At 55.8% G+C, this 12,892-nt stretch carries 9 protein-coding genes; 3 read left to right on the top strand and 6 right to left on the bottom strand.

Translation table 11 applies throughout. The features are described from left to right. Positions 1-63: 63 nt before the first annotated feature. Together R3F50_21040 and R3F50_21035 are read right to left on the bottom strand one after the other, a co-directional pair. Positions 64-555: a hypothetical protein gene (locus R3F50_21040; GenBank protein MEZ5492774.1), complete on the bottom strand. Its 492-nt coding sequence runs from the start codon at positions 553-555 to the stop codon at positions 64-66. 198 nt (positions 556-753) lie between these two features. Further along, positions 754-3,189 (bottom strand): DUF5916 domain-containing protein, encoded by a 2,436-nt coding sequence (locus R3F50_21035; GenBank protein ID MEZ5492773.1) that lies wholly within the window; start codon positions 3,187-3,189, stop codon positions 754-756. Between the two features lie 356 nt (positions 3,190-3,545). Between R3F50_21035 and R3F50_21030 the strand changes: the two genes are divergently transcribed. Further along, on the top strand, positions 3,546-5,174 hold the full coding sequence (locus R3F50_21030) for a hypothetical protein (GenBank protein ID MEZ5492772.1): 1,629 nt from the start codon (positions 3,546-3,548) through the stop codon (positions 5,172-5,174). Positions 5,175-5,184: 10 nt separating this feature from the next. Then, entirely contained in the window at positions 5,185-6,177 is a 993-nt protein-coding gene (locus tag R3F50_21025; GenBank protein ID MEZ5492771.1) for an SUMF1/EgtB/PvdO family nonheme iron enzyme, read from the top strand. Positions 6,178-6,273: 96 nt separating this feature from the next. On the opposite strand, the gene R3F50_21020 is transcribed toward R3F50_21025, so the two are convergent. Next, positions 6,274-8,019, bottom strand: coding sequence for a redoxin domain-containing protein (locus tag R3F50_21020; GenBank protein MEZ5492770.1), 1,746 nt, complete (start codon positions 8,017-8,019; stop codon positions 6,274-6,276). A gap of 548 nt (positions 8,020-8,567) precedes the next feature. Here R3F50_21020 and R3F50_21015 point away from each other — a divergent pair. Next, a complete protein-coding gene (locus R3F50_21015) occupies positions 8,568-9,287 on the top strand; it encodes a DNA/RNA non-specific endonuclease (protein MEZ5492769.1) in 720 nt (239 codons plus the stop codon). Positions 9,288-9,424: 137 nt separating this feature from the next. On the opposite strand, the gene R3F50_21010 is transcribed toward R3F50_21015, so the two are convergent. The 3 genes from R3F50_21010 to R3F50_21000 form a co-directional block, all read right to left on the bottom strand. Then, positions 9,425-9,967 (bottom strand): hypothetical protein, encoded by a 543-nt coding sequence (locus tag R3F50_21010; GenBank protein MEZ5492768.1) that lies wholly within the window; start codon positions 9,965-9,967, stop codon positions 9,425-9,427. A gap of 139 nt (positions 9,968-10,106) precedes the next feature. Then, positions 10,107-11,309: a hypothetical protein gene (locus R3F50_21005; protein ID MEZ5492767.1), complete on the bottom strand. Its 1,203-nt coding sequence runs from the start codon at positions 11,307-11,309 to the stop codon at positions 10,107-10,109. 203 nt (positions 11,310-11,512) lie between these two features. Further along, complete coding sequence (locus R3F50_21000; protein MEZ5492766.1) at positions 11,513-12,712, bottom strand: hypothetical protein; 1,200 nt, start codon at positions 12,710-12,712, stop codon at positions 11,513-11,515. Positions 12,713-12,892: the final 180 nt, after the last annotated feature.

The raw sequence follows: 12,892 nt of genomic DNA, 5'->3' as shown, positions 1-12,892 counted from the left end.
AGTACAAAAAGCGGCGATGAGTGATCATCGCCGCTTTTTCATTGGGGGCGGGTATGGATGGAGCTATTCAGGCTCCCTGGCTCCCTTTATTTTTGCCCGCAGACCTTGCAGGGATTTTTCGATGGAGTCCCGGGCGTTGGCAGAGACACTTCCATTCGTGTATTCTTTTCGCACGGCCTCTTCAAACTGCAAGATAACCCTGTCGATACCACGAGAATTTTCGGCGTCGGCGTCGTGCTGATCAAACAGATTAATGGCCTGTTCGGTTTTACGGCCAAACTTCAACAGTGAGGCGAACAGGGCTTTTTCTCCATGGTTGCCTTGTACAACGTCGATACAGAAAACCACCACCGACAGGGGGCTCAGCAACAGATCCCTGAGGGCATCAATATACAGTTTTACCTGAAAGACCAACAGCCTGCGGAACTGTGGCCAGATATGCGCCGGGGCTTTTATCCCGGTCTCAGGTCCGTGTTCGGAAGCGGCAGGCTTTTCACCTGTTGCCCCGGAGTCAGCCTGCGTGTCCCGGTCCACAGATTGTGATTTATCCTGCATTTTAACTCTCCAGCTTTACAGAAAAATAAGTAACTGCTGAACGGCATTCAGTTGCCAAAGATAATACAATTTTCGTACCAGGCGTGTACAAGCACGGAAATCGCCTGCTGGCAGGAATAGAAAAGCGGGCGAATCGGTCAGAATCGCCAATATATAGCGCGTTATTTTAAGGCGCCTCTGATCAATAAGTTCGACTAATCAGGTGCCAAAGCGGTAACGCAGCTTGACCACCAACTGGTCTCCTAACGGATCGTCCCAGGAATTCTGGAACAGATCGTCGAATTCGTCGAACAGTATCCGACGGCTGTCACCCTTGGTGTAGACGACGAAAAGGTCGGACAAGGGTGCGATCTGCCAGCGATAGCGCAGCTGAAAATTCAATTGAGACAGGCTGAAGCTGTCCGTAGGCCCGGCGGGCTTGGTGACTTTGTTCAGATCCCGATTCTTGGTCGGGGCGTCACTCGGCAGGTAATAAAACTCATCTTCTGTCGCTTCGATACCTGCCCATTGCATGACCATCCGGAACTGTTGCTTGGCGCTTAAAAAGTAGTCGAAGTTGACGTTGATACGCAGTTGATCCGCCTTAAAAGCGGTGAAGTTCTGATCTTCCTGGTGAATCAGCCAGCCATTCCGGTCGTTGTAGATGACTTCGCCTGACATATTGACGGTGTCAAGAGGCTGCCAGGTGACACCGGCGTTGTACTGCAGGTTTGTTCCGCCGGCGAACTCTCCGGAAGAGCCAAAGCTCACATTATAGCTGAGCGGCAGCGCGGAGTTGGTCGAATAACCCAGGCTGTAATTGGTTCGTTCCGAAACGGCATAAGTGCCATTGCCAAAGCTGTTTAGATCGTCATAGCGTTTGGGGAAATGCATCAGGCTGAGGCTGACCCGGTCCAGGTTGTTGAGCGTAATATTCATGTTCATGACGGGGAGGGCGTTGTTGGTACGATCACCGTTGCCGTTTTCCTCGTAACGAATGAACGGATTAAAGCTGAAATTTCTGGCCCAGCCCAGGTTGGATTTGATCCATTGAAAGCGATACCACACCTCCCGGCTGTCGTTGCGCTCCTGGAATCCAAAATCGTTTACTTCCAGTGTGTCATCCAGGTAATTCATTTGCAGTGTGTGCTGTAATCCCTGTCTTGGCGTATAGACGAAGTCGGCAAAGATCCCCTGACCACTGCCATGATCGTCGGAGTCGGAATTGATTGCCTGGCCGTCGACGCGGAAGCGACCGTCCGTAGTGAGGTAGTGAAAATCCACTGCGTGAACTTCCGCATCGGATTCCGGGTGGGTTACCAGCGAGCCAATGTAACCCAGGCCTCGGTAGGCGGCGTTCTGACTGTCTTCGTAAATCAGGCGGAAGGCCGTAAAGTCACGACCGACCTGGGAATAGCGCTGGTTATTGACCCGGAATTCGCTGTCGTCTTCCGATGCAGCCAGAACCCCGTAACGAAGGGCGCCAGCCTGGCCGGTCATTTTAACTGCGCCTATCAGATCGGCCGGCCTGATACGCTCACGGGTTGGCAGGCGCTGCCCGGGTGGTAACGCCGGAGGGCGGGGCCGGGCGCCAATACGTCGTGTATTGACGATGGCAAGGCGCTTGCCGTTTCGACCTGTGGAGCGTGGCGTGGTATTGAAGATCTCCTGGCCTTCCTGGAAAAACAGCCGTCTGTCAGGAAAGAAAACTTCGACCGCAGTCAGGTTGACCACCACATTGTCAGACTCTATCGAGCCGAAATCCGGATTTACCGTGGCAGTCATCTGGAAATTGCTCGATGGCCGCCAGAAAACGTCAAACCCCGCCTCGGTGTTGTTCGAGTTATCCACCTGGTCGAGGGTGGAGGCAATGTAGGGGAAAATACTCCATTGCTGGCGGGGGTTGATGCCGTCCAGTTCGAGCAGGGGGAGATTGCTCATGAAAATGGCTTCGGATCTGGCAATCGGTGGCCAGGCCCAGGACTGGTCGAGGTGAGCCACCTGCCTCTCCGTGTACACGCCAATACGTCGGGCTTCATCTTCCTGGGGCATGGCCATCTGTCCCCAGGGAATAAAAAATTCCGCCGACCAGCCGTGCTCGGTCACCTGGGTGGCACCGTACCAGGCACCGTCCCATTCGTTGCTGTACTGGCGCTCCGGCAGTATGGTCCCGTCAAGCTGGTTGTCGCCAAGGGCCAGCATCATCCAATAGCCGAACAACCCTTCGCCGGAGGTGTCAAGAGTCACGCCTATGCGGTCTCGATTGAGCGGAAGATTGTCCCGGGTGCTGATTCGCTGGACCAGCGTTTCCGCGGGCTGCTCCATATCGAAGGAAAGATAGAGCCCGCGACGGGTGTAAAAGATGCGTGTTTCCGTATCGTAGGGCACTTCATCCAGCGTGTCGGGAATAATAACCCGCATGTCGTTAATGACTTCAATGCGCTGCCATACCGGTTCATCGATTGCACCGTCGATGTCAATGTCAGCCTCGTCATGGTCAACAGACAGTAGCTTGATCGGTATGCTTCTGCCGTCCTGGAGTAGCAAGCCGCCGGAGGGTTGTGACTGACCGATGTCAGTTTGCTGGGCGACAGCACTGTTGGCTGTCCAGACGAAAAGCAGTACCAGCACTGCCAGGGTTCTGACCTTGAGCATAAGCGAATCGGATTATTTCAATTGGGCCGTCGGTCTTTCCCTGGCAGCAAAGAATGCCGCAGGCCCGACAGGCCGGTTTTTTTTTTCCTGTCGAATATGGCTCGGCAGGCATGAAGCGGCCAATTGTACGCGCTGAACTCCCTCGCTAAAAGTACACTGGGGCCGGAAATCCTCTGACTGACCTGCCAGCGAGCCGAAGTGCTTCCAGCTTCCCTGACCGATGCCGGATTACAGGTAAAATTTCCTTCTTGGCCAGCAGGTTATGCCTGGTCTGCCAAATTGAAATAGGGCCCAAGGTGGTTTATGCTTCCGGGTCTAATCGCCTCGCAGTAACCACGTAGTAGAAGGTAGTCCTCATGGCAACAGGCAGATCAAACCGTAAGAACAGGTCAGGCAACGGCATGCAGCTGGCCGCAGCAGGGCAAACAGCCGCGCTTCAGCAGGCCCAGACTTCTCTCCAGGCTCTGCTGTTACCGTTGTTGCTGGCTGCTGCCCTGTTTACGGTGTCGCTCAATCCCAGGATTCAGCAGAACCCGACGTTGATCTGGTCATTCTGGGCAGCGGCAGTGTTTATCGTCGTCTGGCTTGGACTGTTGTTTGTGCAGTTGAAACAGCATGAGTCCAGCCGGTCATTCACGGTAGTGCTGCGGTCCCAACACTACATTCAGGCCCTGGTTCAGAGCAGCCTGTATCTTTACTGGGGCTACTATTGGCAACCCGTGTACTCCCATTTCTGGTTGCTGGTGGGACAGCTTCTGTTTGCCTACAGTTTCGATATATTGCTCGCCTGGAGTCGTCGCGAACAGTACACGCTGGGATTTGGACCGATTCCTATAATTCTCAGTATCAATCTGTTCCTGTGGTTCCGCGACGACTGGTTTTACATGCAGTTTCTGATGATTGGCGCGGGCTTCATGGGTAAGGAATTTGTCCGCTGGCAGCGTGAGGGGAGAAGCGTCCACATTTTCAATCCCTCTGCATTCGCGCTCGGGCTGTTTTCACTGGTGCTGATCAGTACGGGTACAACGGATCTCACCTGGGGGCGGGAGATTGCCTCGACTCTCACCCTGGCTCCCAATATATACACCTTCCTGTTTTTAATCGGGCTGGTGGTGATGTATTTCTTTTCAATAACCCTGGTCGCAGGGACGGCGGCGCTGGTTTTGTTCGGGCTCAGTGCCCTGTATTCCGCCGTGGCGGGAGTTCCCTATTTCATCGATTCCGAAATCCCGGCGGCGGTGTTCCTGGGCTTGCATCTATTGATCACCGACCCTTCCACGTCGCCGCGGACACCGCTGGGCAAGACTCTGTTCGGTGCCTTGTATGGGCTGGGCGTGTTCGGGCTGTATTCCTTGTTGGGCGCCATCGGTGTGCCCACCTTCTACGACAAGCTGCTATGTGTGCCACTGCTCAATCTCAGTGTCATCGCCATCGATCGCTACGTGCGTTCCATAAATTCCGAGCGGATCGTTAACGTGTGGAATGAAAGGTGGGCCGGGTTGCGCCCGAATCTCGCCCACATGGCGATCTGGATTCTATTGTTCGGTTGCATGAGTCTGCTGGGGAAAACTGATGGCCGGCATACCGGTGACAGCGTGCCGTTCTGGCAACAGGCTTGCGCGGACGGCCGGGGAAACAGCTGCGATCGCCTGCTGCAGCTGGAATCCACCTATTGTGGCGATAATTCCGCCTGGGCCTGCAATGAACTGGGAATCCACTATCTCGAGGGGCGTATTGTACAGCCGGATCAGGAACTGGCCCTTGGTTACCTGGCGCGGGCCTGCGAGCTGAAATTCCAGGCTGCCTGCGTCAACCTGTTGAATCCGGAAACCGTTGCTCATCAGGATCCTCGCGAACTGGATCTGCGCCTGATGTTGCGCCAGGGAGGCTTGAACCTGATGGAAATGCCCGGACCGGTACTCTATGACCGCGCCTGCCAGCACGGCTGGACCTTCGCCTGTAACCCGCTGGTCGCGACGCGATGAGCACAGAACCATGAGTGCAGAGCGCGGGAATGCCGGCTCCGGGCCCGCCAGGGGTGAAGGTAGCGGCAGCACTCAGGTGGAACAGCGCAGTGGCACAATCGGGTTTGTTATTCTGTCGGTACTGGTGGCTTTTGTAGCCATCTGGATGTATGTCCAGGGGCGTGAGGCATTGCTGCCATCAGAACCTGCAGAAGTCGCAGCTGCCGGCGCTGTGATTGAAGGATTTCGCCCCGATCTCTGGCAATTACCTGATGAACCGATGCTTGGCTTTGTGGAAATTGCCGCCGGCGAGTTCCTGATGGGGTCGAATCCCGCAGTGGATCGACAGGCTTATGAAAATGAGCGCTGGTCCCAGGGTTCGCGTCAGGGGACCGTGGAGCTGCCGCGGTTTTATATCACTCGATACGAAGTCACCGTAGGCCAGTACAGTGCTTTCGTGCAGGATACCGGCCGGCCGTTTGTCCAGGCGGCGCTGTCCGTCGAGCCGGACCATCCCGTAGCCAACATTACCTGGACCGATGCGCTGGCCTATGGCCGCTGGCTGCAGGCGCGTCTCCTGGAAAGTGCACGGACTCCCGAGGCGATACGCGATCTGCTGGCCGAGGGGTGGCAGATAACCCTGCCGACCGAAGCGCAATGGGAAAAATCCGCCCGTGGCAGCGAAGGCGGGATCTATCCCTGGGGTAACCGGCTGCTGGAGGGGCGGGCCAACTTTGGCGCGCAAACAACCCGCCCGGTGGGAAGCTACGACTGCCCGGACTGCAGTTACGGCCTGTCTGACATGAGCGGCAATGTCTGGGAGTTAACCCGCAGTCCGTTTCAGCCCTATCCTTACAGGGGTGAAGTTGACCTCGGTAATTTGGGCGAAGACGCGCTTTGGGTAATGCGGGGCGGTTCCTACGCTGACGGCCCGGCCAATATCCGTGCTGCAGTGCGAGGCGGTGTAGACCCGGGTGTGCGTAACGCCACCATCGGCTTCCGCCTGGTACTGACACCCCCCTGATTCTGCCTTTACCTGAACCGGACACGAATTCCGGGGCACAAAAAACCCGGGCGTGAGGCCCGGGTTTTTTTGTTTTCCAGGATTCCCCGGGAGCTGCTACTTATCTGCTTCGTAATACTGATAGAAGCCGAAGAACATTTCCTGCCAGGTCTGCTCTCCAAAGTTGATTTCCACGGAAGGATCCGGGTTATAAGGATTCATTTCCGAGTTGTCAAAAGTCGCGTTGAATACCAGCTCACTGCCGGCGGGGACGAACATTGGCTCCTTGAAGTCGTAAGTCGTCTGCCAGTTAAACTGATAATTGGGCACATTGAGAAGCCGCTCTTCAGACCCGTCCGGGTAGATCAGTTTAAAGTCCGCATCGTAGCCACGGTAATGCATGTGTGGCCCGAGCATGCTGAGGTAGATATCCTCTGGGAACACCTTCGAAGCAGTCATCTCATGGCGATTGGCATGAGGTGGAATAGCGATATTCAGATCGGCTGCTGAACCGCCGAACACTGTCTTGGTGGGCTTTTCGTCGTGGAGGAAGATAGCTATTTCAGACGCATCCACGGTTTCCTTGCCGGAAGTGGTGTAATGCATCTGCAGCAGCAGTCCACCGCCGGGGCGAAGGGGGTAACCGGTGTTTTCCGGGAACGTATTGGGTGCATTGCCGGGTGCGTAGGCGCCCATGCCGATACCCTGGTTGAGGATTTCAAATTGATTAACACCGTCGCCACCAAATGTGAAGGCGATGATGTGGTGCAGCACCTGTCGGTCGCCTGGCTTGAACTCCACACCTTTGACCCAAAGCTCTTGTTCGTTGTTAAGAGGAATGGGGATGTTGCGGTAGTCGATCACGCCGGTGGCCGGGATTTCCTGGGGAGGAATCTTGACAATCATGTCAGGTTCGCCCCAACGCTCGGCAAGCTCCCACTCGGGGGCATGGTGCTCGATGGCTGCCAGCGGGTCGGTGCCGCTGGTGTTTGGAGATCCTGCATCGATCCAATGCAGAAGTGTCCGGGTTTCGTCGATGGTGATGTGGCTCTGATCCTGGTAAAGATGAACAAAATCCGGATCGATCTGCGCCGGCGGCATGCGCTTGGTCAAAAGAACTTCACGGATCATCGGCGACCACCCTTGCAGCATCTGGTGGCTGTTCATGGCAAAGGGTGCAATGCCCCCATCCTGGTGGCAGGAGACACAACGGTTTTCGACGATAGGAACAATGTCGCTGGCGTAGTCTATTCCTGCTGTGGCGCTCTGTGCACGGGCGGTGTAGACAATGGCCTCACCGCTGCTGGGTTGGCCTGTGAGGCTGATTTCACTGCCGTCCACCACGTTCTCCAGCACTTCCCGCAGGTAATGATCACGGGCCCGACGCCGGTTGCTGCCCTCAGTGAAGCGATCGTTGAGGGAGCCGTTGTAGACTACTTCGCGGGCAGCCGGGTCGATAACGATAACCTGTGCCGCACGGCTGACGTTCAGTAACTCAGAAACCGTCTGGGTGTCGTCGATCAGAATCGGGATCTGGATTTCTTTTTCGGCGGCAGTTTTTGCAACCAGGGCTTTATCAGCGATGCCGGTGGACTCAATCATAAAGAAGGCAATCTGCTCTTCTTCGAATCGATCCATGACCTGGTTGAAATCGCGCAGAGCGTCTTCAACCACTTCACTCACAGGGTCATAGACAAACAGCACTATCGCGTCATGGTCTGCGTAGCGGCTGACCTGGTGGAATTTGCCGAAGTGGTCGATGAGCGAGAAGTCGCTGATGCGTTGAGCCAGGGCGGTCGAACTCAGCCCGGTAGCTAGCGCTGCCACTCCCACGACCTTCAACAGGTTGTTAAATCTGAACATAGGGTTTGTCCTCAGCTGCAGGATTCATTGATATTGGTAGTTAAACTACTCCAATGAGACGCATAGTAGAAGCTGTTGGTAAACAATACTTCCTGAATATTGCAATCAGGCGTTATTTTAAACATTCAGACAGGTGTTTTTTCAATCAACCTGAGGAGCCTCTGACTGGAAAGGGATTGATCTGAATCGCTGCCGGCCTGGAAATCAGCGTGGGCCGCACGGCCCTTGTCGTTTCGAATTCACAGCAGGTCGCGGTTGGGAGTAATATGGCCACCTTGGGTGGATCCTTTCCTGTTTGAAGCAGGAGTAGGCTCGTCCCGAAAGTTGCTGGCGTCGCGGTTGTCAATGTCAATCGGGCACAGCCCAGGAAAACCCGATACTGGAAAAATAAACACACAGAACTATCAACAAACAGTAAAAACAACAAACAAATAAACAGTACAAACAAATAAATAGTACAAACAATTAAAGGATCAGACTGCCAGGTGCGCTCTAAAATTTTGCCCGATCAATTCTTCGCCTTGCTCTGCACAGGATTCCTGCTCGCGATGCCGCAGTCGACAATGGCCGAGACAGTGCGGTTTGCCCACTGTTTTGCCGGCTGTCCGACCGGGGCACCAGCAGACAATCATGTTATCGCCCGCTCCATCTACACGCTTTCTTTCAATTCCGACACGCGGATTGCCGATTGGTCCGCCTATACGGTCACAGCCGGGTCTATCGGAGTTGCGACTAATCTTTCGCGCGCCCCACTTGTCGACCCGTTTGTCACCAGCATGTTGGATCCCGGTGAATTTCCCGCTGCCGGGGAGGGGAACCACCTGATACTCGATTATCTTGTCCCCTTGGTGAGCTTTGCCGGCACACCATTCTGGGCGGAAGCCAATTTCCTGACCAATCGCGTACCACGCAACAGTGAGCTGAACCGGGGATCCTGGTATGGGTTGGAGTGGGCGGTGCGTAACCTGGCCAATCGGACAGCCAGCCTTTATGTAGTAACGGGCCCGCTTTTTGCCGAAACCGTACAGCTGTCAACGGCAGCAGCTGCAGGTGCGGTACCAAGTGGTTTTTTCAAAGTGGTAGTGGATGAAGGCGGGCACATGGCGGCATTCCTGTTTCCGCAGGAACTGCCCTTCCATGTGCACCATTGTGAACAACTGACCTCGGTCGCCGAGATCGAGCAGTTGAGTGGCCTTGACCTGTTTCCCGAGCTGACCCAGGCGCCACTTGAAGATCTCAGCGAGAAGCTGGGTTGCTTCCGTCCCTAGCCTCAACGAGACCGTGGCCCAGGGCCTGCCGCCAGTTCAGTCCGTTATCGTTGCCGGCTGGTGCAAGCGAGTTCTGACCCGGGTTACGGGCAGTGGGGCTAGGCCTTGTTGATCAGCTCTCTGCCCGGTTTCCGGTGCTAGAGCACTTCGATCAGGAAGTAGTCATCCTGTACCAGGCCTCGTATTGTCCGGTCCAGGGCATCGGTCATTGCTTTGCTCATCCCCTCCGATTCCGGTGCGGTGCCGCGACCGAATAGCACCGTTTCCCAGATAGTGCGGCCTGACCCCTGCAGTTGAACCCGGGTGCGCAGGGTGACCTGGATGGAGTTGACTCCGTTATTGTCAACCAGCTGGACCTGGGTGGACTCGATTGATCCTGCCAGGGTCACGTTTTCACCGGAATCAACCAGTGCGGCCTTGCCGTTCTCCAGGCCCTGAACCAGGGCGTCACGAACAATTGCTGCCAGAGGCCTGTCAGCGACATAGCCTTCCGCAATCAGATTGGGGTTACCGCCACGGGAATCCGTGAATTCACCGACTTTCATCGGTCCGCGGGACATGTTGCTGAAATCTGCTCTTACTGTGCCCTCAAAGAGGTAGTTGACGGTAAGCTCTTCCGCCGCAAATGCCGAAGAGGCAAGCGCGGTGCATAGAATTAAAAATGCAATGGTCTGTTTCATGACTGACTCCCTTAAATTACTGCTACTGCTTGTTCCTGGTATTCGCGCTTGTACGTTGGTTGGCGGATACGTCAATTGTCGAAGGTTTTAAAGTAAAAGGCCACCGCTGGGTGGCCTTTTCCCTGATTTTCGCGGCAGATTACCGGTTGTTGATCGCACTGGCGGGCCACGGTGCCCCTTCGCGGATAGTTGCCAGCTCTCGCATCCCCCGATAGACGAATTTCTGCACTCGTTTTCCCTCATAGGTTTCCGTCGTGTAGATGTTGCCCTCGGAATCGGTCACGATGCTATGGGGAGAAAAGAACAGCCCAGGCTGCCTGCCACCCTCCCCGAATGAGTAAAGCACTTCGAGGGTTTCACGGTCCAGGATGTGGACTTTCATATCACCGCCGTTCGCGACATACATGAATTCCTGGCCAGCGTCCCTGGAGAAAGTGATGTCCCAGGTGGAACCGGCAAGTGTCAATGGGTTGATCTGACCCTCCTTGACAAAGGTGCCATCAGGGCGGAACACCTGGATGCGGTCGGCGCCCCGGTCACACACATAGATAAGGCCATCATTGGAGGGCTCGGCGCAGTGCACCGGGCCTCGAAACTGCTGTGGTAATGCCTCTCCGGGAATATAGGTATTGTCTGCGTCATCGTCCGGGCGATTGCCGTAGGCCCCCCAGTAACGCTTGAAAGCCCCGCTGGCCATGTCAACAACGGCCACCCGGCGGTTGCCGTAGCCGTCGGCAAAATAAGCTTCACCGGCATCGTTGTCAAAGGCAATCTCGGCGACACGGGAGAAGTGGGTCGTGCTGTTGCTGTCGATGTCCTCGCCGGGTGTACCGATAGTCCGTATGTATTCACCCTCCCGGCTGAATACCAGCACGTGAGAGTCACCGCCGCCATTGCCGCCTATCCAGACGTTGCCATTGGGTGCGACTTCGATACCGTGGTTGGATTCCGGCCACACGTACTCGCCGTCCGGCGACGGGCCGCCCCAGGCATTGATCAGGTTGCCATCGATATCGAATTCCAGGATCGGCGGCGCCGCCGTGCAGCATTCAGCACGGCCGAGGGTCAGGCCGATTTCCTGGTTCATGAACATGCTGTTCTGGTCCCGATGTACGATGTAGACGTGGTCACGGGCATCGGTTGCCACGCCGATGGTTCGACCAAGAATCCACTTGTTGGGCAGGGGCTGGGGCCAGAATGGATCAACTTCAAACTGAGGTACCAGCCGCGAGCCGCTGGCTGCACTGGCGGTCTGCTGCAACCGATGTTGACCGACGCCAAGGCTTATCAGCAGCGCGCCAGCGAGGCTGAGGGTGATGAGAGGGCTTGGTGCAAATTTCATGGCACTGTCCTTTTTGAGTTATTCTTTTGTGATACAGCAGGATGAGTATAAGCCGGCAGGCCGCGGGAGTTAAAGTGCTGTTGTGCCGGGTCCGGGCTGGTTGGCAGCGCCCTGAGGACCTGCAGGCCCCGACTGGCATGACGGGCAATAAAAAAGCCGCAGCGCGTTGAGCGCTGCGGCTTTTGTCTGCTCGGTAGAAGCTGTTACTGCAAGGCTTCCGCGGGCCAGGTTGGAGCACGGTCTCTGACGGTTACGGGGCGCATGCCCTGGTAAACGAATTTCTGAACCCGCTTTCCTTCGTAAGTTTCCGTTGTATAGATATTGCCCTGGGAGTCGGTCGCAATGCTGTGTGGTGCGAAGAACAGCCCTGGCTGGCGACCACCATCACCGAAGGTGTAAAGAACTTCCATGGATTCACGGTCGATGATGTAAATCTTGAAGTTCTGACCGTCGGCCAGGTAGATGAATTCCTGCTCGTCATCCGGCGAGAAGGCGATGTCCCAGGTTGAGCCCTGAGCCAGCGTGGCAGGAGAGATAACGACTTCGCGCACGTAGGTGCCATCCTTGCGGAACACCTGAATACGGTCAGCGCCACGGTCACAGACGTAGAGCAGGCCATCATTGGATGGTTCGGCACAATGCACCGGGCCACGGAACTGCTGTGGACCAGGCTCACCCGGCGTGTAAGTGACATCGGCGTCATCATCCGGACGATTCCCGTAGGCGCCCCAGTAGCGCTTGAAGGCGCCGGTTGCCACGTCAACTACCGCTACCCGGCGGTTGCGATACCCGTCTGCCAGGTAGGCTTCACCAGCCTCTGCATCGATGGCGATTTCAGCCACCTGGGCGAAGTGGGTGGTGGAATTACTGTCCCGATCATTGCCCGGTACACCGATGGTGCGGATGTATTCACCGTCCCGGGAGAAGACCAGTACGTGAGAGTCGCCGCCACCGTTGCCGCCAATCCAGACGTCGCCGTTGGGTGCAACATCGATGCCGTGATTTGAGGCCGGCCATACGTAAGGAGCGCCTTCAACGGGCCCACCCCAGGCATTAACCAGTTTACCGTCGACATCGAATTCGAGGATCGGAGGTGCCGGTGTGCAGCACTCAGAGACGCCGGAATACAGGCCAATCTCCTGGATCCGCATAAACTGGGATTCAGAATTACGGTGGACAATGAATACATGGTCGCGTTCGTCAACGTCCACACCGATGGTGTTACCCTGAACCCAATGATTGGGTAGCGGGTCCGGCCACAGCGGATCGACCTGAAAATGGGGCGCGATCACATCATTGGCGGCTGCTTCTATCGCCTGATCCTGGAGGCGGGCTTGTCCGACACCAAGGGCTACTACGCCCAGGGCTAGGGACAGGCCGGTTAATAATTTCAGTTTCTTCATTCTTATTTCCTCTGATTGCCGGGGCCTGATTAAAGATGATCGGCCTCGCGACGGGCTGCAAGGGTGAGGTTTGAGTATATGATTACTCAATCGTGTTTAAAAGGGGGGAGTGCATGATCTTGTCAGAGTTCGTGGCAACTGCAGCCTTGCCTGTCTCTGGCGTAACCCGGTCAGAATTCG

Source organism: Gammaproteobacteria bacterium, assembly GCA_041395725.1.
Taxonomy (GTDB): Bacteria; Pseudomonadota; Gammaproteobacteria; order Pseudomonadales; family Pseudohongiellaceae; genus NORP240.
This window is presented reverse-complemented; position numbering and strand designations above follow the sequence as displayed.

Coding starts and splice junctions, on each gene's coding strand:
- R3F50_21015 (MEZ5492769.1), top strand. CDS start 8,568: ATGCCGCAGTCGACAATGGCCGAGACAGTGCGGTTTGCCCACTGTTTT.
- R3F50_21030 (MEZ5492772.1), top strand. CDS start 3,546: ATGGCAACAGGCAGATCAAACCGTAAGAACAGGTCAGGCAACGGCATG.
- R3F50_21005 (MEZ5492767.1), bottom strand. CDS start 11,309: ATGAAATTTGCACCAAGCCCTCTCATCACCCTCAGCCTCGCTGGCGCG.
- R3F50_21020 (MEZ5492770.1), bottom strand. CDS start 8,019: ATGTTCAGATTTAACAACCTGTTGAAGGTCGTGGGAGTGGCAGCGCTA.
- R3F50_21010 (MEZ5492768.1), bottom strand. CDS start 9,967: ATGAAACAGACCATTGCATTTTTAATTCTATGCACCGCGCTTGCCTCT.
- R3F50_21000 (MEZ5492766.1), bottom strand. CDS start 12,712: ATGAAGAAACTGAAATTATTAACCGGCCTGTCCCTAGCCCTGGGCGTA.
- R3F50_21025 (MEZ5492771.1), top strand. CDS start 5,185: ATGAGTGCAGAGCGCGGGAATGCCGGCTCCGGGCCCGCCAGGGGTGAA.
- R3F50_21040 (MEZ5492774.1), bottom strand. CDS start 555: ATGCAGGATAAATCACAATCTGTGGACCGGGACACGCAGGCTGACTCC.
- R3F50_21035 (MEZ5492773.1), bottom strand. CDS start 3,189: ATGCTCAAGGTCAGAACCCTGGCAGTGCTGGTACTGCTTTTCGTCTGG.